Raw genomic sequence first — 23,720 nt, 5'->3', positions numbered from 1 at the left:
AAGGTTTCTGCGGATCTTCGCGTGCGCGGCAACCTTTTCGGCCGCCCGGACCACTCAGTGTTGCCCGGCCAGGTGGTCCGGTCAGATGCAACGCCTGAAAGTGAGCACAGACATGTCCCCTCGCCCTCCCAAGTCGACCGACTCAACCGTCCCGGTGAGACGAAAAGCGGCACATCGTGGCCGACGGCTGATCGCGCGGCGCAGTGTCTGGGCGGCCGTCGTCATGGCTGTCGTGGGCGGCGCCGTCGTCGTGGTCAACAGCGCATCGGCCCAACCCGTGGATCCGAAGGCGTGGTACGTGCTGGTCAACCACAACAGTGGCAAGGTGCTGGACGGCCGTGCCTCCGCCACGAACGACGGTGCGGCAGTCGTGCAGTGGAACCGTCACGGCGGAGCCAACCAGCAGTGGCGGTTCATCGACGCCGGTGACGGCTACTACCGGCTGCAGAACCGGAACTCCGGCAAGGTGCTGGACGACTACCACTGGTCGAAGAGCAACGGCTCCGACCTCGTCCAGTGGAGCGACCGGAAAGGCTCCAACCAGGAGTTCAAGCTGGCGAAGTCGCCGGACGGCTACGTACGTCTGATCAACCGCTTCAGCGGCAAGGCCGTCGAGGTCCACAACGCCTCGAAGGCCGCCGGTGAACACGTCGTCCAGGACCGGGACCGGGGCGGTGCCGAGCAGCAGTGGAAACTCGTCCCGGCCGGGAGCACGTCAAGCGCCGGCACGCCCCCCGCGACGGACGGCAGCTCGGCGAAGCGCTTCATGGGCAGCAGCACGGTGCTCATCGGCGGCTCGATGTCCGACGCCTCGGCGAAGGCCGCGCCGTTCGACATGCGGTACGCCTACGTGCACAGCCAGCCCGCACCCTCGTCGGCCTACTACTCGGCATCGCGTTGCCAGGACGGGTGGTCGAACTGGTGGGGCTGCTGGGGCGGCAGCACCACGGCGCCCGGCAGTTACGTGACCTGGTCGGACACCCAGGCGGCCAAGGCGACGTACAAGGGCAGCCCGCGTCCGCAGAAGTTCTTCTGGACCTGGTACTCACTGCGTGACCTGGGGGACCTGGCAGGCGAGGGCGACGGTCCGGGCGAGGTCAAGGCCATCAACCGGGCCGACCTGCTCACCCGGTACATGAACGACTACCGGTTCTTCCTCCAGAAGATCGGCAACTCGCACGACGCGATCGACATCGAACCCGACTTCTGGGGCTACGTCCGGTCGCTCGGCGATCCACACAAGGTTGCCGCGCAGGTCACGGCCGCGAATCCGAAGGACTGCGGATCGCAGGAGAACAGCGCCGCCGGACTCTCCCGCTGCCTCATCTCGATGGCGCACAAGTACGCGCCGAACACCACCGTGGGCTTCCACCTGACGTGCTGGGACTGGCAGAACAACACACAGGGGTGCGTCAAGGACTACGCGAGCCTCGGGGCGAAGAACGCCGACTTCCTGGTCAGCGACGTGTCGGACCGCGACGCGGGCTGGTACGCACAGCCGGCCCACGGCGGCCGTGACACCTTCTGGACCGACCAGAAGGCTGCTGACTCGCTGAAGTTCTACAAGACGATGGCGGAGTCCGTGGGCAAGCCGGTGGTCCTGTGGCAGATCCCCGTGGGCAACATGGCGCAGAACAACACCCTCAACCATTACAAGGACGACAAGGTGGACTGGCTCTTCGGACACATGGGCCAGGTGGCGAACGCGCATGTCGCCGGTCTGCTGTTCGGTGCGGGGCAGCAGGAACAGACATCGGTCGAGACCGACGGCGGAAACCTGATCAGCAAGACCATCACCTACCACAACTCGGGTGGTACGCCGCTCAAGTAGGCCGCGTGCCAGGTTCGTGCCGGAAGGCCCCTCGGGGGCCTTCTTGGCTGCCGCCGCCCGTGCCTTGCGGACGGTGGCGTCCCGGCCGTGGCAGTCTGTTCCCGCCCGGCAGTCGACTTGCGGCCGCATTCCCCTACAGGGCGGACGCGGCGATGACCGCGGCGAGGGCGGCCACTGCGGTGCGGGCCGTCTCTCCGAGTGCTGCGGCCGGCTCCTGTCCCTCGGCGATCGCCGCGAACCGGCGTTCGACCGCTGCCTCATCGGCGCCTACGGGCAGGACGGACTTCAGCCCCGCATGGTGCAGCACCGTGATCAGGGCGGCCGTCCGCTCGTCGGGGTCCTGGCCTTGAGTGAGTACGGCGGCCAACCGCTCGCGGAGCGCCGCGAGCACGGTGATCTCCGCGACCGGGTGCCTGATCGTCCCGAACGCGCCGAGGACGCGTCGGCCTTCCTCGCGTACCAGCCGCTTCGCCGACAGCCCGTCGTAGGCGGCGGCGAGTGCCTGCTCACGTACGGCCGACAGCCACTGTCGGGGCGTCTCCTCGGGATGGCTTCGCATGCGCTCGGCCATGGCCGCCGCCGCCGGATCCATCGGCGCCGGCGCCGGTGTCCTTGCGAGGACGAACGCGCCGTCACGTACCACCACGTGCCCGGCGAAGGTCAGCTCCAGCAGAGCAGCCACCGAAACGGCGAGAGACACCCGCAGGGGCGCCTCCCTCAGGGTGCCACGCTCGTCCAGGGCCAGCAGCACGATCTGCTGCCCGACCGTCAGATCCTCAGTCACTTGCTCACCTTCCCGACAGGAAGACCGGCCCGGTGAGCTCTTGGTTCCCGGTGGGCGGTGGTGCCCCAGGGCTTCGCTCAGGCCCAGCAGCCGTTGACCGTGGCGGCCAGGCCGTCCAGGGAGTCCTTGATGGCGTCCGGGGCGGCTGTGGAGCCGTTCTCGATGAAGGAGAAGACCTTCCAGCGGCCGTCCTTGGCCTTCGTCAGTCCGCTGAGCGCGAGGGCGCCGGTCAGGGTGCCCGTCTTGGCCTTGACCTTGCCGACGGCACACCGGGAGTGCGCGGTGTCGAAGCGGCCCCATTCGGGCCCGAGGGTGCTGCCCGCCTCACCCGCCACCGGCAGGCCGTCGACGACGTACTTCAGGGTGCTGCTGTGGCGCGGGTCGGCCGCGACGGCGAGGATGTCGGCGAGGGTCCGTGCCGGGATGCGGTTGGCGCGTGAGAGGCCGCTGCCGTCGTGGACGACGAAGTGGTCCAGGGACACGCCGTAGTGGGTGAGCACCGTACGTACGGCCGCCGTGCCGCCCTCGAAGGTGGCCGGGCGGCCGGAGGCGAGCGCGGTCATCCTCAGCAGCGTCTCGGCCGCGTCGTTGTCACTCACCTTGAGCATGTGCTTCACGATGCCGGACAGCCGGTCGGACTGATGCCGGGCCACGGGAACGTCGCGGGTGCCGGCGGCGCCCCGGGTGACCTGCCCGGTGACGGTGACGCCCTGCTGGGTGAGGAGTTGCGCGAAGGATCGTCCGGCGTCCAGGGCGGTGTCCGTGACCATGCGGCCGTCCACCACCAACGCCCGTACCGGGGCGACGGTGTCCGGGTAGTAGCCGGTGTTCCAGCCGGTGGCGAGCGTGGGCTTGGGGAAGAGGCTGTCGTCGACCCGGACCTTCACCGAGGTGAGACCCGCGTTGCGCAGCCCCGCGGCCGCCGTCCTGGCGAGCGCCTCGAGGTCGCCGGTGGTCAGCGTGCGGTCCCCACCGCCGATCAGGGTCAGGGTGCCGCCACCGTAGACGACCTTCGTGGTGAACCGGTGGTCGGGTCCGAGTACCGTCAACGCAGCCGTGGCTGTGGCGAGTTTGGTGTTGGAGGCGGGCATCAGAGCGGTGGTCGCCTTGTGACCCCAAACGGTGGTGCGGGAGGTGGCGTCGATGACGACACCGCCGAGCGTGCTGCCCAGCGAAGTGTCCTGAGCGCGTCCGTCGAGGTTCTTCGCGATCTTCTGCTCGGCGGAGTCGAGTGCGGCGTTCTTGGCGACGGGCTTCTCCGCGGCGAACGCCGACGGACCGGCCAGGATCGACCCGGCGACGGGAGCGGTCAGTGCGACCAGGGTCGCTCGGCGGAGCGCCGGGCTGGGAGTTCTGGACTTGCGGTGCCGTCCACGCGCGGAGGAGGCGGAGAGGGGTCTGACCATACGAGAACCTCGCTGCGCTGTACGGGGACGGGATGTCTGCCGTGGATCTTGGGAGCGAAGAAGCTAACGACGAGGTTTCAGGTTGTGATGGCCGTTCGGTAAAGAAATCACCGGGTGGCCTCGGCGTCGACGACTTCCAGCACCAGGGGACGCGCGGCCGGGAAGCCCGGGGTGACCGCGTCCAGGAGGGTGTGCGCACGGCGTCCAGCGGCTCCGGATGGGCGGCGCAGCCGACGTAGGCGGCGTGGGGAGGCGGAACTCGACCGCCGAGGTCCCGCGTCAGAGGGGGAGGTCGTCGGGAAGTACCCGGAACGCCTTGTGACGGCTCAACGGGCGTACCGCCCGGAAGTCGCGCCGGTCGAGGGTGAGGATCGCGTCCGTGTCGTAGTCGGCGGCGAGCGCCACGTTCACCGCGTCGGCGAGGTCGAGGTCTGGTGCGCCATAGCGGACGCGGACGGACTGGGCAGCGCCCAGATGGTCCTCTGTGATCTCCGGCATGACGACACGCCCCCGGCTCATCCAGCGCCGCAGGTCGTCGACCGCGCTGAGGGCAGCGTCCCTGCCGAGCTCACGCGTCGCCACGTGGTCCAGTTCGGCCAGCAGGAGCGGGGACATGACCAGCAGGCCTGCCGCCATGATCGCCTCGTTCGCCGCCCGGTGTTCGGGATGCGCCGAGTCCAGGGCCGCCAGAAGGCCGGACGTGTCGGCGATGACAATGATCACGCGGCGGATCCGGAACCCGGAGCGGTCTCACGACGAACGGCCTCCGCGACCGTGTCCCGGACCTCCGACTCGGACAGCGTGCGCCCCGGCCCCTCGAAGGTGCGTGAGAACAGCGGCTCGTCCCAGACCCGGTTCGCCATGGCCGCGAGGTGGATGCCCTGGCGGATGATCTCGGCCTCGCTTATTCCCCGACGCTTGGCGGCTTCCTTGATGATGACCAGGTCTGCGGGGTCGGCGTAGACGTTGGTGCGCTTCATGGACATGTACCAAGGGTAGTCCATGTACCTGATTGATGTATGGGTGTGCGGAACGGCACCTGCTCCTCGTCGGCCAGTCCACACCGGGGTGCATCCCGCCGAGGCCGACAACCGGAGCCCTCGACGCCGCCGGACCGGCTGTCGGCCCCTGGTCGTCGGCCCGGACACCACGCTGCCGGCCGGAGGACCTTCCCCAGGTCGGCAGCGCTGCTCGGAGGCTGCCCAGGGGGTTACTGCCCGACCGGGTTGAGGTAGGTGGCCGGGTGGGTGGCGCCGTCCTGCTTGAGGATCTGGCCGCCGAAGGGCCACTTCAGGGTGAAGTGGTCCGTCTCGTTCGGCGGGGTGACCAGGAACTTCGACGGAACGAACTTCTCCCTCTGCGGCGTGGACGCGGCCACCGGGAGCAGGGTGATGCTGAAGTCCGTCGTGGCACCCGGCTCCAGGGTCAGCGTCTCGGGCTTCGCGGCGGAGCGCGCCAGCGACCAGGTGCCGTCGGTGGGCTGAGCGCCGACCATGTCGACGCCGGCGAAGCCGTTCAGGGTGCAGGTGTGGGTGCTCTTGTTGGTGAACCAGACGAACGCCTGCGTCTGCTTCGTGGTCTGCCCCATCTCCGGCTTCGCGTCGTCGCCCGTGGCGAAGCCGGCCTTCAGGTCGGCGGTGTGGCAACGGGCCGGCGCGGCCTTGACGGTGGCGGCGGAGGCCGGGACGGCGGCAGCGGCGGTTCCGGCGACGACGACGGCCGCAAGGGCCACGGCGGTCAGCTTGCTCTTCATGGAGTTTCGGGTCCCCTCGTTCTTGCGCATCGGCGCGCGAGGTCACGACGCGCTTACGCACCTGAAGATGTGAAATCCCGGGAAGCGGTTTCAGCCTGCCGGAGGAATTTTCTCCCGACGGCCAGGACGATCGGGTCATTGCCCCTTCCGCCTTCTGAATTGCCCGAAAGGGCAGGCTCGAAAAACTCTGCCGCGGCGAAGCAACCTGGTCCACCGCCCGCTCGTATCAACAGTCGACCGATTCACTTTTTGTCGACTCCCGAAAGGTGGAGGTTTCCATGAAACAAACCGTCAAGCGGGCGGCTCTGGCCGCGACCACGACTCTGGCGCTGACGGCGTCACTGACCGCCCTCACCGCGACGAGCGCGTCCGCGACCGATCAGGTCGACTGCGGCCCGGCCGACTACGTGCAGGTCACGTTCCACTACGGCGGGCGCGGCGACACCGACGTGTGCTTGGCCAACGCCGGAGGCGTCCCCCTCCCCGGCAACTCGTGGATCACCCGGATCTCGACCGGCAACAATCGCGTCCAGTGGTTCGGGGACGGAAGGTGGCAGCCCGCCGAAGGGCTCAACAAGTGGACCGTCATGACCTGGCCGAACCACTCCGGCGGGGTGAGCGCGTCCTGGATCAAGATTCTCTGAACCTCGACGGTTGCCCCAAAGGGAAGAAGGACTTTCCGGAAGGCGGAGAAACTCCATGAAACAAATCGCCAAGCGGGCGGCTCTGGCCGCGACGACGACCTTGGCGCTGACGGCCTCACTGACCGCCGTCTCGACGACGCAGGCATTCGCGATCAACACGGTGCCGTGCGGCAGTAGCGACTTCCTGCAGATCACGGTGCACACGACTGACACCGGTCCCTACGACTGGTGTCTCGCCAACGCCGGAACGTGGGACCTGACGGGTTCCCATACGTGGCTGCACCGGATCTCGACCGGCAACAACCGCGTCCAGTGGTACGGGGACGGAAGGTGGCAGCCCGCCACGCCGATCGACAGGAACACCGTCTACACCTTCCCCAACAACCCGGGTGGGGTCCGTATCGACCAGATCAGGATCCTCTGAACCACTGGTGCCATTCCCACCGGTGACATCGGGGCGGCGGCCCCCTGACCGCCGCCCCTTTCACTCCCCCGATGACCCGCCCCCTATTGAAACGTTCAATAGTCTCGCACCCGCCCATGCGCGCCGACCCCGCCCGCCCGAAGCGATCACCTGTCACGCCCGCCACGAAGTCATGGCACGACGATTGACCCCGCTCCCACTCGGCTCTACGTTACTAACGCCTCTCACGATTGAATCGATTCAACCATTTCCGTGCGGGTGAGGAGTCGTAGTGATCAGCAGGAGGAACTTTCTCGCGGGCACAGGTGCCACGGTCGCGGCCGTTACCGTCGACGGCGTACCGGCGACGGCCGCCCCGGCATCCGGACCGGTCCCGGCCGGGACGCGGCAAGGCGGGGTACGCGTCACAGCGCCGACAGTGGAGTACGTCCAGCGCCCCCTCGGGATCGACGCGCAACGCCCCCGGCTGAGCTGGCCGTTGGCCTCCGACAGGGCGGGCATGCGCCAGAGCGCCTATCAGGTCCGCGTCGCCACCACCCCGTCCCGCCTGCCGCATCCGGACGTCTGGGACAGCGGGAAGGTCACGTCCGGCGAGTCCGTCCTCGTGCCCTACCGCGGCCCCGGGCTCAAGCCACGGACGCGCTACCACTGGTCCGTACGCGTGTGGGACACCCATGGGCGGGTCTCCGACTGGAGTGCGCCGTCGTGGTGGGAGACCGGCCTCATGGACGCCGGGCAGTGGACCGCCGACTGGATCTCCGCACCGGCGGGCCTCGCGGACGCGCCGTCCTTCGAAGGCGCCTCCTGGATCTGGTTCCCCGAGGGCGATCCGACGAGCAGCGTTCCGGCGGCCACCCGTTGGTTCCGCGGCACCGCCGAACTGCCCGACCACATCACGGCGGCGGCGCTCGCCATCACCGCGGACAACGTGTACACGGTCTCCGTGAACGGGGTCGAGGTGGCTCACACCGACCTCGACACGGACAACGAGGACTGGCGCCGCCCGGCCGTGATCGACGTACTGGACCGGGTGCGCGCCGGTGACAACGTCATCGCCGTGTCCGCCACCAACGCGACCGAGGGCCCGGCGGGGCTCGTCGCCGTCCTGGTGGTCCGTACCGCCTCCGGTGAGAAGAGGGTGGTCACCGACGGCTCCTGGAAGAGCACGGACCAGGAACCTCCCGCGCACTGGCGCGAGTCCGGCTTCGACGACGGCGGCTGGCCGGCGGCCCGGGTGGCCGCCGCGTGGGGCGGCGGCCCCTGGGGAAGCGTCGTCCCCGTGTCGTACGCCGTCACCCAGGTCCGGCACGAGTTCCGGCTCCCGCACCGGAAGGTGGCACGCGCGCGCCTGTACGCCACGGCGCTCGGCCTGTACGAGGCCCACCTCAACGGCCGCCGCGTGGGCACCGACCAGCTCGCTCCCGGCTGGACGGACTACCGCACCCGTGTCCAGTACCAGACGTACGACGTCACCACGTCGCTGCGGCCCGGCGCCAACGCCATCGGGGCGTACCTGGCACCCGGCTGGTACGCGGGCAACGTCGGCATGTTCGGGCCGGGCCAGTACGGCCGGCACCCGGCCCTGCTGGCGCAGTTGGAGGTGGAGTACGCGGACGGGTCGAGCGAGCGCATCACGTCGGGCGCCGACTGGCGGGCCGCCGCCGGGCCGCTCGTCGCCGCCGACCTGCTGAACGGCGAGACGTACGACGCGCGCAAGGAGACCCCCGGCTGGACCTCACCCGGCTTCGACGACACCGGCTGGCTCCCCGTACGCGAGGCCGGCGACGTCGGCCCCCGCCTGATCGTCGCCCAGGTGGACGGTCCCGTACGGGTGGAGCGGGAGCTGACGCCGAAGAAGGTGACGCAGCCCAAGCCCGGCGTCTTCGTGTTCGACCTGGGGCAGAACATGGTCGGCTCGGTACGCCTGCGCGTGTCCGGCGCCGCCGGGGACACCGTCCGGCTCCGGCACGCCGAGGTGCTCAACCCCGACGGCACCGTGTACACCGGGAACCTGCGCAGCGCGGCGGCGACCGACACGTACACGCTGGGGGGCCACGGGGAGGAGACCTACGAGCCGCGCTTCACCTTCCACGGTTTCCGCTACGTCGAGGTGACCGGGTTCCCCGGCACTCCCTCGGCGGGGGCCGTCACCGGCCGCGTGATGCACACCTCCGCGCCGTTCACCCTCGACTTCGAGACCGACGTGCCGATGCTCAACCAGCTGCACCACAACATCACCTGGGGGCAGCGCGGCAACTTCCTCTCCGTCCCGACGGACACGCCCGCGCGTGACGAGCGCCTGGGATGGACAGGGGACATCAACGTCTTCGCGCCCACGGCCGCGTACACGATGGAGTCGGCCCGGTTCCTGTCCAAGTGGCTGGTCGACCTGCGGGACTCCCGTACCGCCGAGGGCGCGTTCACGGACGTGGCGCCGGTGGTCGGCACCCTCGGCAACGGCACCGCCGGCTGGGGCGACGCGGGTGTCACCGTGCCCTGGGCCCTCTACCAGGCGTACGGGGACCGCCAGGTACTGCGGGACGCCTGGCCGTCCGTCCAGGCCTGGCTGACGTACCTGGAGCGGCACAGCGACCTGCTGCTGCGCCCGGCGGAGGGCTACGGCGACTGGCTGAACGTCGACGACGACACCCCCAAGGACGTCATCGCCACCGCGTACTTCGCGCACAGCGCCGACCTCGCGGCCCGGATGGCCGGGGAGCTCGGCGAGGACGCCGCCCCCTACCGCGGTCTCTTCGAACGGATACGGGCGGCCTTCCAGCAGGCCTACGTCACCTCCGACGGCAGGGTCAAGGGCGATACGCAGACGGCCTATGTGCTGGCGCTGTCGATGGACCTGCTGCCGGACGCGTCGCGGAAGACCGCGGCCGACCGGCTCGTCGCCCTCATCAAGGGCAGGGACTGGCACCTGTCGACGGGCTTCCTCGGTACTCCCCGGCTGCTGCCCGTCCTGACCGACACGGGCCACACCGACGTCGCCCACCGTCTGCTGCGGCAGCGCTCGTTCCCGAGCTGGGGCTACCAGATCGACCGGGGCTCCACCACGATGTGGGAACGCTGGGACTCCATCCGGCCCGACGGCAGCTTCCAGGACCCGGCCATGAACTCCTTCAACCACTACGCCTACGGCTCGGTGGGGGAATGGATGTACGCGAACATCGCCGGCATCTCGGCGGGCCGGCCCGGCTACCGGGAGATCGTCGTCCGCCCCCGTCCGGGCGGTGGCGTCACCACCGCCCGGGCCACGTTCACTTCGCTCTACGGTCCCGTCTCCACCCGGTGGCGGCTGCGGTCGGGCCGGTTCACGCTGACCTGCGCGGTGCCGCCCAACACGACCGCCGAGGTGTGGGTCCCCGCGCCCGCTCCGGACGCGGTGACCGGCCCGCGGGGGACGTTCCTGCGGCAGGAGGACGGCTGCGCGGTCTTCCGGGTCGGCTCCGGCACACATCGCTTCACCACCTGATCGGGGCGGCGGGGCCGCTCGGGGGGGGTGGGCCCCCGCCTGCCGTTCGCGGGCGGTCGCCGACGCCGGGAACCGGATCGACCTGCCGTCGAGCGCCTGCGGAAGCGTCGGCGGGTCGTCGGGCCGTGACAGACGCCCGACTTCCGGTATGTCAAGTCGTGTTGGCGGAATCCGGGGTGCGCGAGTCCGGTCGCCGCGGCGACGGTACGGTATGCGGCAGTCGATCGCGAGTTCTACGATCGCCAGCCAACAAGGGGGTTTCATGAGACAACGCCGCCCGCGCCACCGTCGCAAAGTGGTCGCCAGAGCGGTCGGATCGGCGGGTGTGCTGGCCCTCGCGCTGGGCGTGGGGATGACACCGGCGATGGCCACCGGGAAGTCGCCCGACAAGCCCGCGGCCACCGGGGCCACGGTCGGCCAGGCCGACCCGAAGACGCCCTGGGCGCCCGAGAACGACGAGCTGCCGCTGCACCGCAAGGCCGTACAGCGGGAGGGCATCGCGTCCCCCCGCACGGCCGGGGGCGCCCAGCAGCTCACCATGCCCGCGCCGACCGGGCCGAACGAGGTGGGCATGGTCGGCCTGCACCTCGTCGACTCGTCCCGGACGGATCCGTACGTGGGCGGCAAGCGCGAGCTGATGGTGTCGCTGTTCTACCCGGCCACCGCCACGTCCGGGCACTACCAGGCGCCGTGGATGCCGTCGATCTCCGGCAACCACTTCCTCTCCACGCGCGGGCTGTCGCCCCAGCAGGTGACCCTGCCGAAGACGTCGGGCCACGTCCTCGCGCCGGTGAAGACCTCGCTCGGCAAGCTGCCCGTCCTGCTGTACTCGACCGGGCTGCACTCGGACCGTGCGATGGGCACCGCGCTCGCCCAGGACCTCGCCAGCCGCGGCTACCTCGTCGTCATCGTGGACCACACCCACGACGCCAACGAGGTGCAGTTCCCCGCCAACCGGCTCGAGCTCAACAAGATGCCGGCGGGCGCCCACTCATCCGACACGCTCAAGGTGCGCGCGGCCGACATCAAGTTCGTCATCAACGGTCTCGTCAAGATCGCCGGTGGCGGCAACCCGGACGCGGGCAAGGCGACGCTCCCCTCCGGGCTGACGAAGTCGGTGGACACCTCCCGTATCGGGATGTTCGGCTGGTCGCTGGGCGGCGCGGCGGTCGACACCGCCATGCAGCTCGACACGCGGATCAAGTCCGGCGCCAACCTGGACGGCCAGTTCTTCGGGACGGCGCCGACCAAGGACCTGGACCGCCCCTTCATGCTCTTCAGCTCGGGCAACCACAACCGCAACAACGACTCGTCGTGGCGGACGCTGTGGCCGCACCTGAAGGGTTACAAGGTCGACATCAAGCTCAAGGGCGCGGCGCACCTGTCGTTCAGCGACAACGAGTACCTGGTGCCGCAGTGGGCGCGCCTGGTCGGGATGTCCCAGTCCCAGGTGCAGCAGCAGTACGGCACGATCGACCCGAACCGCGCGGTGAAGGTCCAGCGCGACTACCTCGCCGCGTTCTTCGACCAGACGCTGCGCAAGAAGCACAGCACCCTGCTCGACGGGCCCAGCAGCAAGTACCCGGAGATCTCTTTCGTCCCGTGACGGAAAGCCGACCGGACACCCGAAGGGCGGGCCTGGTCACGGGCCCGCCCTTCGGCGCGTGGGAGCCTGTGTGGGTGGCCGCCGCGCAAAGTCTCGTTGTCACGTACAACACATGAGGCGAAAGTGTGATGGTTATATGGCCGCCGGGAGCTAGAATGTTCGCATTGTCGAACATTTGGGCGCTCGGCGCCAGTTGAGGAAGGATCCGCTCCCCTGTCCTCCGCACCCCGGTCGCCGCGCCGACACCGCACCCGCCGCCGCGCCGACATGCCGATGCTTGGCGGTGTGCGCCCGCCGATAGCCTCGCTCGTCGTACTCCTGCTGGTGGTCGCCGCCCTCACCGTGATCGGCCTCGACGGCGTCCACACCTCGGGCATCCCGCAGGCCGTACTGAACGGCGAGCAGCAGATCGCCGCAGACACCGCGGCGTCCATGCGCACCGCGGTCGAAGCCGAGGCGGGCGCGGTGCGCCGCAAGGCCCACGCCTACCCGGCGACGAGCGCGTCGACCCCCACGACCGTGCTCAAAGCGCTGACCTCCGACCGGAAGGCGTTCCTCGGCCGCGTGCTGCTCGACGCCCGCACCGGCAAACTGCTCGCGACCGGCGGCAAGACCGTGCCGCTGGCCGGCGTGAACGTCGCCAGGACGGCAGCCGGGCACGGCCAGATCCCGCCCCGACTGGTGACGTCGGGCGGCACACGGGAACTGCTGTACTTCGCCAGGGTCACACTGCCCGCGCAAGCGGACGACCCCGACCAGGACCAGTACCAGGCCCAGAACGGGGGCGAGCGGCAGTGGCTGCTGGTGGTCTCCGAGGCGCTCCCCGCCCTCGCGGCGTACGGCGACGGACGCACCGCACAGGTGCTGGACGCGAGCGGCACGGTGCTCGCCACCGCGGCCCACGGCACGGCGTCCACGGCCGGCGCCCGAGCGGCCGCCCACAGCGGTCTGTCCGCGGCGGCCGTCCGCGCGGCGAAGGGGGCGGGGGCCGAGACCGACGCCTCGGGAAGCCTGCTGGGCGCCGCCGGTGGCAGCCGGCGCACCGTGGCCGGCTGGGCCCAGGTCGCCTCGGCGACCGGCGCCGGAGAAACCGACGACCTCGGTCTGGTGGTGCTCACCTCCCGCGCGGTGCCCGCCACGACCACCGCCGCCGACTACTCGGGCTTCGCGCTCGAGGCCGCCGGAGCGCTGGCCGTGGTCGTGCTGCTGCTGTGGCTGGTGCTGCACTTCTGCGTGCAGCAGCCGCTGCTGCGGCTGTATCTGTCCGCCGGCCGCCTGGCCCGGGGCGCGAGCGGGGACGGGCCGACCGCGGCGGAGGAGCTCTCCCGGCCGGTCCCGGTGTACGGCTTCGGGGAGCTGGCCCGGATCGGGCGGGCACTGGACGCACTGCGCGGGCAACTGCTCGGCGAGAGCGGCCCCCAGGAGTTCCCGGCCCGGCGCGGGCCGGGCTACCGGGCCCTGGCCGTGGCCTGCGTGGTGGTCGTGGCCTGCTGGGCCGTTCCGATGATCTTCATGCTGAACCGGGCGGACACCGCGACCGCGGTTCCGGCCTCCGTCCTCGCCGACCAGCAGGCCCGCACCGAGATCGCGACGCACCGGATCCGGCAGTCCCTCGACCAGTCGTACACCGATCTGAGCGACGCGGCCGCGAGCCTGCCGGGCAGGAGCCGGGCCGCCCAGACCGAGGTCCTGCGGCAGTCCCTCGCCGACCACAAGCAGTACCGCTCGCTGTATCTCCTGGACCGCAAGGGCGGCATCACGCTGCGGGTGGGCGGCACCCCGCTGCGCACCCTCGTCCACGTGCCCCACGGCGGCGGCATCACCACCGTCAACGCCTCGGGCCGGATCCCGGCGATCGCCGCCTACGCCCAGGTCGGGGCCGTCAAGGGCAAGGCTCCGGCGGCCGGCGTGGTCCTGTTCGGCGAGATCGACGTGAAGGCGCTCAACTCCATTCTGCCCAGGCCGAAGCTGGGCAGCGTCTGGGTGACGGACGACCACGACAAGGTGCTGGCGTCGAGCGTGGGCTACCGCGCCTTCCAGTCGCTGCCCGAATCCGGTCTGACCCGTCTCGCCCGCGCCACCAAGGGCGCCCCGGGGACCGCGGGCACCGCGACCTCGGCGGTGCACGACACGTCCTCCGGGCCATCGGTCGACGCTGCCGCGCCGCTGGCGCAGAGCGGTCCTACCGCCCGTCTCGGCTGGCACGTGGTGACCGCGGAGCCCGCGGCGGCCCTCCAGATCCCCGCGGTGCAGGCCGAGCAGCGCACCATGCTCGCCGGCATCCTGGGCCTCGCCGTGGGCGCGGCCGGCCTGGGCTGGCTGCATGTCGTGGTGATCCGGCCGCTGCGCGCGGTCGCCGTGCTCGTCGAGCGGCTCGCCGGCGGGGACCGCCGCACCGTGCTGCATCCGGTCAACCACGACGAGATCGGCTCGGTCACCCGCAGCCTGGAGCTGGTGCGCCAGGCCCTGGCGGAACGCGACCGGGCGGCCAGGGCCGGCCAGGTCGCCGGGTCCGCCCGGTCCCGCGAGAACACCCTCCAGCGGTAGAAGGACGGAATCGGCGTGCTTTTCCTTTATGTCATCGTCCTGTTGTGCTGCTCCGGGCTGTGGATCGCCGGAATCCTGGAGCAGCGGCGGCACTTCGCCTCGCTGGAGCAGATACCCACGCGGGTGCTGGTCAACGGCATCCGCGGCAAGAGTTCGATCACCCGGTTGTGCGCGGGCGCGCTGCGCGGTGGCGGCCTGGTCACGGTGTCCAAGACCACCGGCACCGCGGCCCGGTTCATCCATCCGGACGCCACCGAGGAGCCGGTGTACCGCAAGTTCGGCATCTCCAACATCGTCGAGCAGATCGGCATCGTGCGGCGGGCGGCGACCTACCGGCCGGACGCGCTGGTGATCGAGTGCATGGCGGTGATGCCCGCGCTGCAGGAGATCAACCAGGAGAAGCTGATCCGTTCCACGATCGGCGTGCTGTGCAACGTCCGCGAGGACCATCTGGAGGAGATGGGCCCGACGCTGGACGACGTCGCCCGCTCGCTCTCCCGCTCGATGCCCGTGGGCGGGATCTGCGTGACGGCGGAGAAGGACCGGCTGCACATCCTCCAGGAGGAGGCCGACAAGCGGAACTGCCGGCTGATCGCGGTCGACCCGGAGACGGTGACCGACGCCGAACTGCGCGGCTTCAGCTGGTTCACCTTCAAGGAGAACGTGGCGATCGCGCTCGCCGTCGCCGAACTGCTCGGCATCGACCGGCAGACCGCGATGCAGGGCATGTGGGACGCGCCGCCCGACCCGGGCGTGCTGTCCGTGGAGCGCTATGTCACCCCCGAGGGCAAGCGCCTGCGGTTCGCCAACGTCTTCGCGGCCAACGACCCCGAGTCGACGCTGATGAACGTCAAGCAGCTCGAGGACCTCGGCGCGATCCGACGGCCGATCGGCGTCGTCATCAACTGCCGTCCGGACCGGGTGGAACGCAACGGCCAGATGGGCACGATCGTCCCCGACCTCGCCGCCGAGACGGTGTTCCTGATCGGCCACCCGACCAAGAGCGCCCGCGACGCGATCCCGGACGGCTTCACCGGGCGGGTGGTGGATCTCGGCGGCGACCGCCGGGACCCCGAGGAGCTGACCGCGGCGATCCTGTCGGAACTCGGGCCGGACTCCTCGCTGGTGGCCATCGGCAACATCCACGGCCAGGGCGAGCTGTTCCTGGAATGCCTGGCCGAGCTGCCGGTGGACGACTCCGAGGACCCGTTCGACCTCGTTCCCGACGGCGACGGACTGGACCAGGAGACCATGCAGATCGCCCTGCCCCGCCAGCGGGTCTCGGTGGCCCGTCCGCCCGAGCCGGAGCCCTACAGCTGGGTGGCACCGCTGGATTCACCGACGCAAGCCATCCGCATCCCGGAGCAGCGCGATCTCGCCCGCCGGGCCGCCGAACGCCAGGGCTGGTCCGTCGACCATCGCCCGGCGGACAACCAGCGCCACGCGGACGACCCGCGCCACGCGGACGACCAGCGCCACGCGGACGACCCGCGCCACTCCTACGACCCGTCCCAGTTCACGAGGAACCCGTGATCCCCGCCAATCTCAACGCACAGACCGCCGCGCTCGGGATCGCCCTCGGGCTGGTCTTCTCGCTCGTCTGCTACCTGACCACCAACCTCTCCCCCGGGGGCATGATCACCCCCGGCTGGATCGCCCTCACGCTCGTCACCGACGTGCGGATGGCCGGGCTGATGGTCGCCGTGGCGGCGGGCACGTACTTCCTAATGAAGCTGGTGCAGCGCACGGTGATTCTCTACGGAAAGCGGCTGTTCGCCGCCGTCGTGCTGTGCGCGGTGCTGATGCAGACCACCGTGATGCTCGCCCTCAGCCACGAGTTCCCGTTGCTGTACACGTCACAGACCCTTGGCTTCATCGTCCCCGGCCTGGTCTCCTACCAGATGGCCCGCCAGCCGATGGCGGCCACGGTCATCTCGACCACGGCGGTGACCCTGGCCACGTACGTGGTGCTGGTCTCCGGTCTGCTGATCGGCGTCCTGCCCACCGGCTGACCCACCCATCCCCTCTCACCTCACAGTCCCAGGAGGATCGGTCATGCACTCCGAACATGCCGGCAGGCGAAGCCAGCCGACTCGCCGCGCCGTGTTCCGGACGATCGCGGGCGTGGCGGTCGCCGGGGTGGCGGGCGGGTACGCCTGGGACCGCTTCGGGCACGGCGGCGACGACCCTGACGGCACGTCCGCCGCCGGCCCGGACTCCGACCCGAGCGTCCGGGCCGCCGGACCGCACACCTTCGAGCGGCTGTCCTCCCCCGACCGCACCGTGGTCCGGGCCGGCGACGGCGGCACGCTCGCCACGTTCACCGACGGCGCCCGTACGGCCGTACTCACCGGACCCAGCCGCACCTTCAGCGAGCCGCGGACCACCGAGGCCAAGGTGACCACGGACGCCTGGGTGCGGGTGCTGCCGCACGCGTGGCAGCGGGGCATGGAGAAGTCCGCCTGGTTCAAGGGCTGGTTCCGCAAGACGCTCGTCGACAGCAGCCCGGACGTCTTCGCCGTGGCGTTCCAGTACAGCAGCGCCGGAGCGCCCGCCAAGCGCAACAAGGACGGCGTGCGCTACGCGGGCACCGCGCACTTCGGGCCGCGCAACTCCGCGGTCAAGAACCCGCTGGACTTCGCCTACTACGACGAGCAGTCCGACTTCTACGACTATCTGGGCATCGACTGGACCTTCCCGAGCGGCACGCGCGTGCAGCCGGAGCAGGCCCGCTACGGCTGTGTCGACTGCTCCGGCTTCCAGCGTCTGGTGTGGGGCTACCGCATGGGCATCCCCATGCACGAGACGAACACCAAGGGCGTCGGCCTGCCGCGCCGCGCCTACGCCATCGCCGCCTACGGTCCCGGCCGCGTGGTGATCCCCCACACCGGCACGAAGCAGGCCACCGACCTGGACGCCCTGCAACCCGGTGACCTGGTCTTCTTCGCCATCATCAAGGACAAGCCGGACTTCATCGACCACGTCGGCATGTACATGGGCCTGGATGACCAGGGCCGGCACCGCTTCTACTCCAGCCGCTCCGCCGCCAACGGCCCGACCCTGGGTGACCTGTCGGGCCACGCGCTGCTGGACGGCACCGACTTCTACGCCCGCGGCTTCCGGGCGGCCCGCCGGCTGTGACTCGCCGCGTGTGACCGAAGTGCCTGAGACCGAAGCCGCGTGTGCACCGCCGCCTCACCTGACCTGCTGATCCGAGGACCACTGCCATGACCGCCATCCCCGCCGCCCAGCCCACCGGAGCGCAGGAGAGCCGCCCGGCGGCGAACCGCCGCCCCGGCCGGCCGGAGGACGCCCCGCGCTGGGAGCGCCCGGCGCTCGCCGCGGTGCTGGTCCTGGCCACGGTGCTGTACTCCTGGGGCATCGGGCACGCCGCGCTCCACCCCTTCTACGGTGCGGCGATCCGCTCGATGGCCAACAGTTGGCGTGCGTTCTTCTTCGGCGGGCTCGACGCCGCCGGCTCGATCAGCATCGACAAGCTGCCCGGCGCCTTCTGGCCCGACGCCATCTCCGTCTGGCTCTTCGGCCCGCACACCTGGGCGGCCGCGCTCCCGCAGGTCGTCGAGGGCGTGCTCACCGTATGGCTGCTGCACCGGATCGTACGGGCCTGGGCCGGTCCGTTCGCCGCACTGATCGCCGCGCTGGTGCTGACCCTCACCCCGGTCACCGTGGCGCTCAACCGTGCCACCATCCCGGACACCGCGCTCACCCTGCTCCTGGTGGCGGCCGCCGGGGCGCTGCAGAAGGCGGTTCGTACCGAGCGGCTGCTGCCGATGATCACCTGCGGGGTCTGGGTCGGGCTCGCCTTCCAGGCGAAGATGCTGCAGGCGTGGCTGGTGCTGCCGGTCTTCGCCGTCGTGTACCAACTCGTCGCGCCCGGCAAGCCGTTGCACCGGGCCATACGCCTCTTGGTGGGCGGGGCGGTCGCGCTGGCGGTGTCCTGCTCGTGGATGCTGATCGCCTCGGCGACACCGGCCGCCCACCGCCCGTACCTCGACGGCACGTCCGACAACAATCCGTTCGCCCTGGTCTTCGGCTACAACGGCCTCAGCCGCTTCACCAGCGACCCCACCGCGTTCGGCGCCGTCGCGGGCACCGCGGCCAGCCGCACCACCGGCAACACCGGCTGGGACATGCTGATCAACGACACGGTCGGCCCGCAGATCGCCTGGTTCCTGCCGCTCGCCGTACTGGCCGCGGTCCTCGGCGTCACGCGGCGCGCGGGCCGGCCGCGAACCGACCTGACGCGTGCGGGATTCCTGCTGTGGGGCGGCTGGCTGGCCATGCACGCCCTGGTGTTCAGCGTCTCCAACGGCAACCACGCCTACTACACGGCCGTCATCGCCCCGGCGCTCGCCGCCCTGGCCGGCGGCGGCCTCGCGCTCTTCCGCTCGGAGTACGAGGCGAAGTACGCGGCGGGATCCGAGCCTGAGCGGAAGCCGGAGCAGGAGCCGGGGTACGAGCCGGAGCAGGCGCCGGAGCCGGCGCCGGGGTACGAGCCGCATGGCGTGCCGGGGTACGAGCCGGCCCTGGAGGCGTGGTACGAGCCGGGGCCGCGGTACGAGCAGGGGTACGAGCCGGAACCGGGGCCGAGGAACGAGCCGGAACCGGAGCCGGAGCACGAGGTGACCGACCGGCAGCACCTGGTGCTGCCGGCGGCGATCGCGCTGACGGCGGCGTGGGCGCTGATGCTCGACTGGCCGACCCGATTCGTCTCCTGGCTGCTGCCGGTCGCCGTGATGCTCGCGCTGTGCGGGGTGGTGGGCCTGTGGAGCCGCGGGCCGCGCACCTCCCCGCGGATGATCCACGCCGCCCTCGCCGCCGGGATCGCGGCCACCCTGGTCGTACCGGCCGGCTGGGCCTTCTCCAGCCTCGACCCGCTCTACGCGGGCGCCACCACCTCGCCGATGACCGGCCCGGTCGGCAAGTCGTACAACGAGCACCCCCATCGCGCTCCGCGGCGCAAGGGGCTCGACCAGCCCAGCGCCCGCGACACCGCCCTGCTCGACTACCTCACCAAGCACCGCCACGGCGAGAAGTACCTGCTCGCCACCCAGGCCGCCTACACCGCCGAGCCCCTGCTGCGCGCGAAGTCCGAACCCGTCCTCGTCATGGGCGGCTTCACCGGCAGCACCCCCTTCCCGTCCGCCCAGCAGCTCGGCAGCCTCGTCACCTCCCATCAGCTGCGCTACGCGCTGCTCACCACCCAGCGCCCCACCACTCCCGCCACCACCTGGGTGAAGTCCCACTGCGCCCGCATCCGGCCCACCGCGTACGGCCTGCGCACCGACGGCAGCTTCACCCTCTACGACTGCGCCCGGCACAAGTGAGGCGCCGCCCGCGCACCTGGGGGCCGGACGTCCTTCATCCCAGCCGGCTCCCTATTGCACAGTCGTGACGGTGAGCGCACAGCACCGTCACTCTCCGCTGGAAGACTTCCCTCAGTCATTCACATCACTGGGGGACCTGATGTCCGCTCCTGACCGTCACCGCCGGGGCACCGCAGCCGCCGTCACCGCGGGTGCCGCCGCACTGCTCGCCCTGGCCGGCACGGCCGCCACCGCGACGGCCGCTCCGTCCTCGGGCACACTCACCGTGCCCAGGGGACTCACCATCAGCGACGGCACCCGCCACGTCGTGGTCGACGGCAGGTCGATCGACTTCGGCACCGTCGTCCGTGACCTGGCCTGGAACCCCAGCGGCAGCAAGGCCGCCTTCATCGACGGGCACGGCGACCTCGTCGTCTCCGACCCCGACGGCAGTCACCGTGTCACCGTCGCCGCCAACCCGGGCGGGCAGACCTGGTCCCACCCCACCTGGCAGGTGACCGCCGCCGACCGGGCGAACCGGATCCCCGCGAAGAACAACCTCATCTTCTCGGCCAAGGTCCACGGCCACACCGTCCTGGAGGGCGTCAAGGCCACCAGCGACCACGGCAAGCCTGCCCAGATCAGCCTGAACGGCGAGCCGGGCGAGGGCAACGTCCCCCAGACCGACAACACCTGGCCGAACGTCGGCGGCAGCTACGGCACGGCCGTCTACGAGAACACCCACACCGGCGAGGTCTACATCCGCGACGACTACCTGCGGCAGCAGGGCGGCGCGCTGACCAAGGGCTCCGAGCCCGCTCTCGCCCCCGACGAGGAGGAGGTCGTCTTCGTCCGCTCCGTCCACGGGCACGACCACCTCTTCGTCGAGGACTTCGGCGGCTCCCACAAGGTGACCAAGGACGTCACCCCCGACGCCACCACCGACTGCACCGAGCCCACCTGGTCGCCGAACGGCAAGACCATCGCCTTCCGCGCCCCGACCGGTACGTACACCATCACGAAGACCGCCCACGGCTTCGGCAAGCCCGTCAAGGTCACCCCCCACACCGGCCTGCCCGCCTACCGCGGCTGACCGCCGCCCAACCGGCCGCCGGAGCAGGCGAGTTCGGCCCGCAGCTCCGGCAGGTGCTGGTCGGCCGTGTCATGCGGCAGGTACTCGACCACGTCCAGAAAGCGGAACAGGACCTGGCTCCTGGTGACGGCGAACTCGTAGTCGCCGAACCCCACCACGGCACCCATCTCCCCCCGGACAGCGCCCCGGACGACATGCGCGGTCATGTCGTCCGGATTCTCCGCCGTCAGCCCCCGGCGCGCGTTGGGCCGAGCCAGATACGGGCAGACCATCGAGGCGTACAGCATGCACGCACGGTGCCCCGGACCCTCCAGCGTCGCCGCCATGTTGCGGTACGGCCGCCCGGCAGCGAGCGCCTCGCGGATCGCGGAACTCTCCGCGGCACCGACCACCCGCCACACCGGCCCTCTGGGGATCAGCGTGTTGCACACCGAACACAGACGCCGCCGCGCACACTCGGCGCTGCGCCCGTAGTCGGTGAGCGCGAACTGCGGCTCGTCGCCCTCCCACGGGGTGATGGCGGGCACGGGATAACCCCGGCTGTCACGAGGCCGGGCCTCGACGGTCGCCGGCATGGGAACGGAATCGAATCGCACACCTCATGTTCAACCACATGGCGGGCACCGCGGCGGTCGATCAGGCAAGTACCGGCCGGTTTCTGCGTCGCGCCTCTCCGGCGAACGGCTGAGACTCCTCAGGCGACGTCGTGCACGTTGTGCTCGGCCAAGTCGGACGCGTGCCGGGCCACAGCGCGATAGTCGGCATCGTCGTGGAGGACGGCCAGGCCGTGGTGAGCCGCAGTGGCGGCGATGACGAGATCCACCGCCGAGGCACTGCGATGCTCCCCGGCCCGCGCCATCCGGTGTTGCACCGCGCTGATCCATCGTCCCGCGTTCTTCGGTACCGACACATCGGGATAGAGCTCGCTGAACATCTCGGCGATCTCCTCGTACTCGCGTCCGTTACGGGCACTGTGGAGAAATTCGGCGCGCTGCACATAGCAGGATGCGATGACCCCGGCATCGATCGCGTCGTACCAGGCCGCTTGCAGTTTCGGATCACGCAGCAGCCGAACCAGGGCGGACGTGTCGAGTAGATAGATCACCGGCTGTGCTTCTCCGCCCGGTGCAGGCGCTCGGCATCCTCGACGGCGCCCCAGTCACGCGCACGCTCGAAGTGACGGCTGATGCGAGCCGCCCGCTCCTGCTGCTCGGCGTAGAAGTGCAGAGCGAGATTGACCGCTTCCTTCTTGGTCCTCACCTTGGCCAGAGCCATGGCACGTTCCAGGGCGTCGTCGTCGATATCGATCTGGGTCACGGACACGCGACACCTCCCCAATGTTGGTGATGTACATAGAAGAATACGTCACCAACATTCACAGCGCAGCCCGATCCCGCCGGGGATCGTCGCGTTGTCCGCGAACCTCCCCGGAATTGTCCGCGGTCGGTAACGGACGTATCCAGGGGCCGTTCTTCCTCGTCATCCTGATCAGAGGACACCGGGGAACAGCGGGGAGCGGGGCGGACATGGCGCGGCACGGCGGTAGGCGGGGCTGGTACGGCAAGGTGGTCGGTGCGGCGCTCGGGGTGACGCTGCTGGCCGCCGGGGCCTCGGTGTGGACCGCGCAGGCCGGCTCCGTGGGCGGCTCGTCGTCGAAGGCGGGCGCGTCGGCCAAGCGGGCCGGTGACGTCAAGCCGGTCGACGCGACCATCGCGCACGCCTCGGACAAGGGCGCGCACGGGGTCAACATCACCATCGACGACGGGCCCGACCCCGCGTGGACGCCCCAAGTGCTCGACGTGCTGAGGGAGTACGGGGTGAAGGCCACGTTCTGCATGGTGGGGACGCAGGCGCAGGCCCACCCGGACCTCGTGAAGCAGGTGGTCGCGGCCGGGCACCGGCTGTGCGACCACTCGGTGTCGCACGACACCACCATGGACAAGAAGTCCGAGGCCTACCAGTCAAAGGAGATCCTCGACGCCGAACGCATGATCACGAAGGCGTCCGGGGGTGTACGGCCGATGTACTACCGGGCGCCCGGCGGGGCTTTCACCCCGTACAGCCGCAAGCTCGCCGCCTCCCGGGGCATGCGCCCGCTGGGCTGGAACGTGGACAGCAAGGACTTCGAGCGGCCGGGCACGGACGCCATCGTCGCCACCGTCGAGCAGGAGCTGTCCAACGGGCCCACGGTCCTCTTCCACGACGCGGGAGGCGACCGCTCCCAGACCGTCGAGGCCCTGCGCCGGGTCCTGCCCTGGCTCAAGGAACAGGGCTACTCCTTCGGCTTCCCGGTGCGGTGAGGCGCTGGCGTGTGAGCGTAACGGTGAGATGCCAAGCCCGCGGGGTGCTCGGGGAACAAATATCTGTACTCGCGACATGAGATATCAACGCGGCACACGATAAACATTCCTGCGGCCACAGGCGGTGCAGAATTACTTTCCGTGCAGGGTCGACACCGACGTGCTACTGTCGTCATCAGTTGCGGGTGTGGTTGCCAGTTAGGTTTTTCCGACGGCCGATCATCACGGCGACACGGAATGCGCACAGAGTGTATTCCTGACATCGTCTCCGAAGGAGAAACAAAATGGCTACTGGCACTGTGAAATGGTTCAACTCCGAAAAGGGCTTCGGCTTCATCGAGCAGGACGGCGGCGGCGCCGACGTCTTCGCCCACTACTCGAACATCGCCACCCAGGGCTTCCGTGAGCTGCTCGAAGGCCAGAAGGTGTCGTTCGACATCGCGCAGGGCCAGAAGGGTCCGACGGCCGAGAACATCGTTCCCGCCTGACGCACCGGCACTGCCGCATACTTCGCAGCCGGGACC

At 70.3% G+C, this 23,720-nt stretch carries 21 protein-coding genes; 13 read left to right on the top strand and 8 right to left on the bottom strand.

Going from position 1 to position 23,720, the window contains the following annotated elements; all coding sequences use genetic code 11:
- The first annotated feature begins 223 nt into the window (after nt 1–223).
- Nucleotides 224–1,831: an RICIN domain-containing protein gene (locus tag ACFY0F_RS13960; RefSeq protein WP_388792830.1), complete on the top strand. Its 1,608-nt coding sequence runs from the start codon at nt 224–226 to the stop codon at nt 1,829–1,831.
- A gap of 133 nt (nt 1,832–1,964) precedes the next feature.
- Here ACFY0F_RS13960 and ACFY0F_RS13955 read toward each other — a convergent pair whose 3' ends face one another.
- The 5 genes from ACFY0F_RS13955 to ACFY0F_RS13935 all read right to left on the bottom strand — a co-directional run bounded on the left by ACFY0F_RS13955 (nt 1,965) and on the right by ACFY0F_RS13935 (nt 5,774).
- The gene (locus ACFY0F_RS13955) at nt 1,965–2,615 is read right to left on the bottom strand and encodes a GPP34 family phosphoprotein (RefSeq protein ID WP_388792828.1); all 651 of its coding nucleotides are present in this window, start codon (nt 2,613–2,615) and stop codon (nt 1,965–1,967) included.
- Nucleotides 2,616–2,692: 77 nt separating this feature from the next.
- Complete coding sequence (gene dacB / locus ACFY0F_RS13950) at nt 2,693–4,021, bottom strand: D-alanyl-D-alanine carboxypeptidase/D-alanyl-D-alanine-endopeptidase (protein WP_388792826.1); 1,329 nt, start codon at nt 4,019–4,021, stop codon at nt 2,693–2,695.
- Between the two features lie 279 nt (nt 4,022–4,300).
- Nucleotides 4,301–4,744 (bottom strand): PIN domain-containing protein, encoded by a 444-nt coding sequence (locus ACFY0F_RS13945; RefSeq protein ID WP_388792824.1) that lies wholly within the window; start codon nt 4,742–4,744, stop codon nt 4,301–4,303.
- On the bottom strand, nt 4,741–5,007 hold the full coding sequence (locus tag ACFY0F_RS13940; RefSeq protein ID WP_388792822.1) for a CopG family transcriptional regulator: 267 nt from the start codon (nt 5,005–5,007) through the stop codon (nt 4,741–4,743). Before ACFY0F_RS13940 ends, ACFY0F_RS13945 begins: the two co-directional genes overlap by 4 nt.
- Before the next feature lie 224 nt (nt 5,008–5,231).
- Nucleotides 5,232–5,774: a DUF4232 domain-containing protein gene (locus ACFY0F_RS13935; RefSeq protein ID WP_388792820.1), complete on the bottom strand. Its 543-nt coding sequence runs from the start codon at nt 5,772–5,774 to the stop codon at nt 5,232–5,234.
- A 278-nt stretch (nt 5,775–6,052) separates the two neighbouring features.
- On the opposite strand from ACFY0F_RS13935, the gene ACFY0F_RS13930 reads away from it, so the two are divergent.
- The 10 genes from ACFY0F_RS13930 (at nt 6,053) to ACFY0F_RS13885 (ending at nt 20,896) form a co-directional block, all read left to right on the top strand.
- Nucleotides 6,053–6,418, top strand: coding sequence for a beta/gamma crystallin domain-containing protein (locus ACFY0F_RS13930; RefSeq protein ID WP_388792818.1), 366 nt, complete (start codon nt 6,053–6,055; stop codon nt 6,416–6,418).
- A 55-nt stretch (nt 6,419–6,473) separates the two neighbouring features.
- A complete protein-coding gene (locus ACFY0F_RS13925; RefSeq protein ID WP_388792816.1) occupies nt 6,474–6,842 on the top strand; it encodes a beta/gamma crystallin domain-containing protein in 369 nt (122 codons plus the stop codon).
- A 271-nt stretch (nt 6,843–7,113) separates the two neighbouring features.
- The gene (locus ACFY0F_RS13920; RefSeq protein WP_388792814.1) at nt 7,114–10,323 is read left to right on the top strand and encodes an alpha-L-rhamnosidase; all 3,210 of its coding nucleotides are present in this window, start codon (nt 7,114–7,116) and stop codon (nt 10,321–10,323) included.
- A 295-nt stretch (nt 10,324–10,618) separates the two neighbouring features.
- The gene (locus ACFY0F_RS13915; protein WP_388792813.1) at nt 10,619–11,929 is read left to right on the top strand and encodes an alpha/beta hydrolase family protein; all 1,311 of its coding nucleotides are present in this window, start codon (nt 10,619–10,621) and stop codon (nt 11,927–11,929) included.
- A gap of 285 nt (nt 11,930–12,214) precedes the next feature.
- Nucleotides 12,215–14,476, top strand: coding sequence for a HAMP domain-containing protein (locus ACFY0F_RS13910; RefSeq protein WP_388792811.1), 2,262 nt, complete (start codon nt 12,215–12,217; stop codon nt 14,474–14,476).
- 15 nt (nt 14,477–14,491) lie between these two features.
- Nucleotides 14,492–16,009, top strand: coding sequence for a poly-gamma-glutamate synthase PgsB (gene pgsB, locus ACFY0F_RS13905; protein WP_388792809.1), 1,518 nt, complete (start codon nt 14,492–14,494; stop codon nt 16,007–16,009).
- On the top strand, nt 16,006–16,488 hold the full coding sequence (locus tag ACFY0F_RS13900; RefSeq protein WP_388792807.1) for a poly-gamma-glutamate biosynthesis protein PgsC/CapC: 483 nt from the start codon (nt 16,006–16,008) through the stop codon (nt 16,486–16,488). Before pgsB ends, ACFY0F_RS13900 begins: the two co-directional genes overlap by 4 nt.
- 43 nt (nt 16,489–16,531) lie before the next feature.
- Nucleotides 16,532–17,617: an NlpC/P60 family protein gene (locus ACFY0F_RS13895; protein WP_388792805.1), complete on the top strand. Its 1,086-nt coding sequence runs from the start codon at nt 16,532–16,534 to the stop codon at nt 17,615–17,617.
- Between the two features lie 86 nt (nt 17,618–17,703).
- Entirely contained in the window at nt 17,704–19,824 is a 2,121-nt protein-coding gene (locus ACFY0F_RS13890; RefSeq protein WP_388792803.1) for a glycosyltransferase family 39 protein, read from the top strand.
- Nucleotides 19,825–19,963: 139 nt separating this feature from the next.
- Nucleotides 19,964–20,896: a TolB family protein gene (locus ACFY0F_RS13885; protein WP_388792801.1), complete on the top strand. Its 933-nt coding sequence runs from the start codon at nt 19,964–19,966 to the stop codon at nt 20,894–20,896.
- Here the strand turns inward: ACFY0F_RS13885 and ACFY0F_RS13880 are convergent.
- The 3 genes from ACFY0F_RS13880 to ACFY0F_RS13870 all read right to left on the bottom strand — a co-directional run bounded on the left by ACFY0F_RS13880 (nt 20,884) and on the right by ACFY0F_RS13870 (nt 22,219).
- Nucleotides 20,884–21,423 (bottom strand): hypothetical protein, encoded by a 540-nt coding sequence (locus ACFY0F_RS13880; protein ID WP_388792799.1) that lies wholly within the window; start codon nt 21,421–21,423, stop codon nt 20,884–20,886. The two genes, ACFY0F_RS13885 and ACFY0F_RS13880, sit on opposite strands and share 13 nt — an antisense overlap.
- A gap of 167 nt (nt 21,424–21,590) precedes the next feature.
- Nucleotides 21,591–22,001: a PIN domain-containing protein gene (locus ACFY0F_RS13875; RefSeq protein WP_388792797.1), complete on the bottom strand. Its 411-nt coding sequence runs from the start codon at nt 21,999–22,001 to the stop codon at nt 21,591–21,593.
- Nucleotides 21,998–22,219: a type II toxin-antitoxin system VapB family antitoxin gene (locus ACFY0F_RS13870; protein ID WP_174855695.1), complete on the bottom strand. Its 222-nt coding sequence runs from the start codon at nt 22,217–22,219 to the stop codon at nt 21,998–22,000. The genes ACFY0F_RS13875 and ACFY0F_RS13870 overlap by 4 nt, the downstream gene beginning before the upstream one ends.
- Before the next feature lie 203 nt (nt 22,220–22,422).
- Between ACFY0F_RS13870 and ACFY0F_RS13865 the strand changes: the two genes are divergently transcribed.
- Nucleotides 22,423–23,196 carry a polysaccharide deacetylase family protein gene (locus ACFY0F_RS13865; protein WP_388792795.1) on the top strand — a complete coding sequence of 258 codons (774 nt, stop codon included), beginning with the start codon at nt 22,423–22,425 and terminating at the stop codon, nt 23,194–23,196.
- Nucleotides 23,197–23,480: 284 nt separating this feature from the next.
- Nucleotides 23,481–23,684, top strand: coding sequence for a cold-shock protein (locus ACFY0F_RS13860; protein WP_184848139.1), 204 nt, complete (start codon nt 23,481–23,483; stop codon nt 23,682–23,684).
- Nucleotides 23,685–23,720 lie beyond the last annotated feature (36 nt).

The sequence above is a fragment of the Streptomyces sp. NPDC001544 genome (assembly GCF_042894285.1).
Classification (GTDB): Bacteria; Actinomycetota; Actinomycetes; order Streptomycetales; family Streptomycetaceae; genus Streptomyces.
The sequence above is the reverse complement of the archived record's forward strand: the minus strand, read 5'-3'. Positions and strand labels throughout refer to the sequence as shown.

Bases quoted from the DNA above. Each gene is read 5' to 3' on its own strand.
- ACFY0F_RS13940 (WP_388792822.1), bottom strand. From the start codon at position 5,007: ATGTCCATGAAGCGCACCAACGTCTACGCCGACCCCGCAGACCTGGTC.
- dacB (WP_388792826.1), bottom strand. From the start codon at position 4,021: ATGGTCAGACCCCTCTCCGCCTCCTCCGCGCGTGGACGGCACCGCAAG.
- ACFY0F_RS13930 (WP_388792818.1), top strand. From the start codon at position 6,053: ATGAAACAAACCGTCAAGCGGGCGGCTCTGGCCGCGACCACGACTCTG.
- ACFY0F_RS13935 (WP_388792820.1), bottom strand. From the start codon at position 5,774: ATGAAGAGCAAGCTGACCGCCGTGGCCCTTGCGGCCGTCGTCGTCGCC.
- ACFY0F_RS13895 (WP_388792805.1), top strand. From the start codon at position 16,532: ATGCACTCCGAACATGCCGGCAGGCGAAGCCAGCCGACTCGCCGCGCC.
- ACFY0F_RS13925 (WP_388792816.1), top strand. From the start codon at position 6,474: ATGAAACAAATCGCCAAGCGGGCGGCTCTGGCCGCGACGACGACCTTG.
- ACFY0F_RS13885 (WP_388792801.1), top strand. From the start codon at position 19,964: ATGTCCGCTCCTGACCGTCACCGCCGGGGCACCGCAGCCGCCGTCACC.
- ACFY0F_RS13860 (WP_184848139.1), top strand. From the start codon at position 23,481: ATGGCTACTGGCACTGTGAAATGGTTCAACTCCGAAAAGGGCTTCGGC.
- ACFY0F_RS13865 (WP_388792795.1), top strand. From the start codon at position 22,423: ATGGCGCGGCACGGCGGTAGGCGGGGCTGGTACGGCAAGGTGGTCGGT.
- ACFY0F_RS13960 (WP_388792830.1), top strand. From the start codon at position 224: ATGGCTGTCGTGGGCGGCGCCGTCGTCGTGGTCAACAGCGCATCGGCC.
- ACFY0F_RS13890 (WP_388792803.1), top strand. From the start codon at position 17,704: ATGACCGCCATCCCCGCCGCCCAGCCCACCGGAGCGCAGGAGAGCCGC.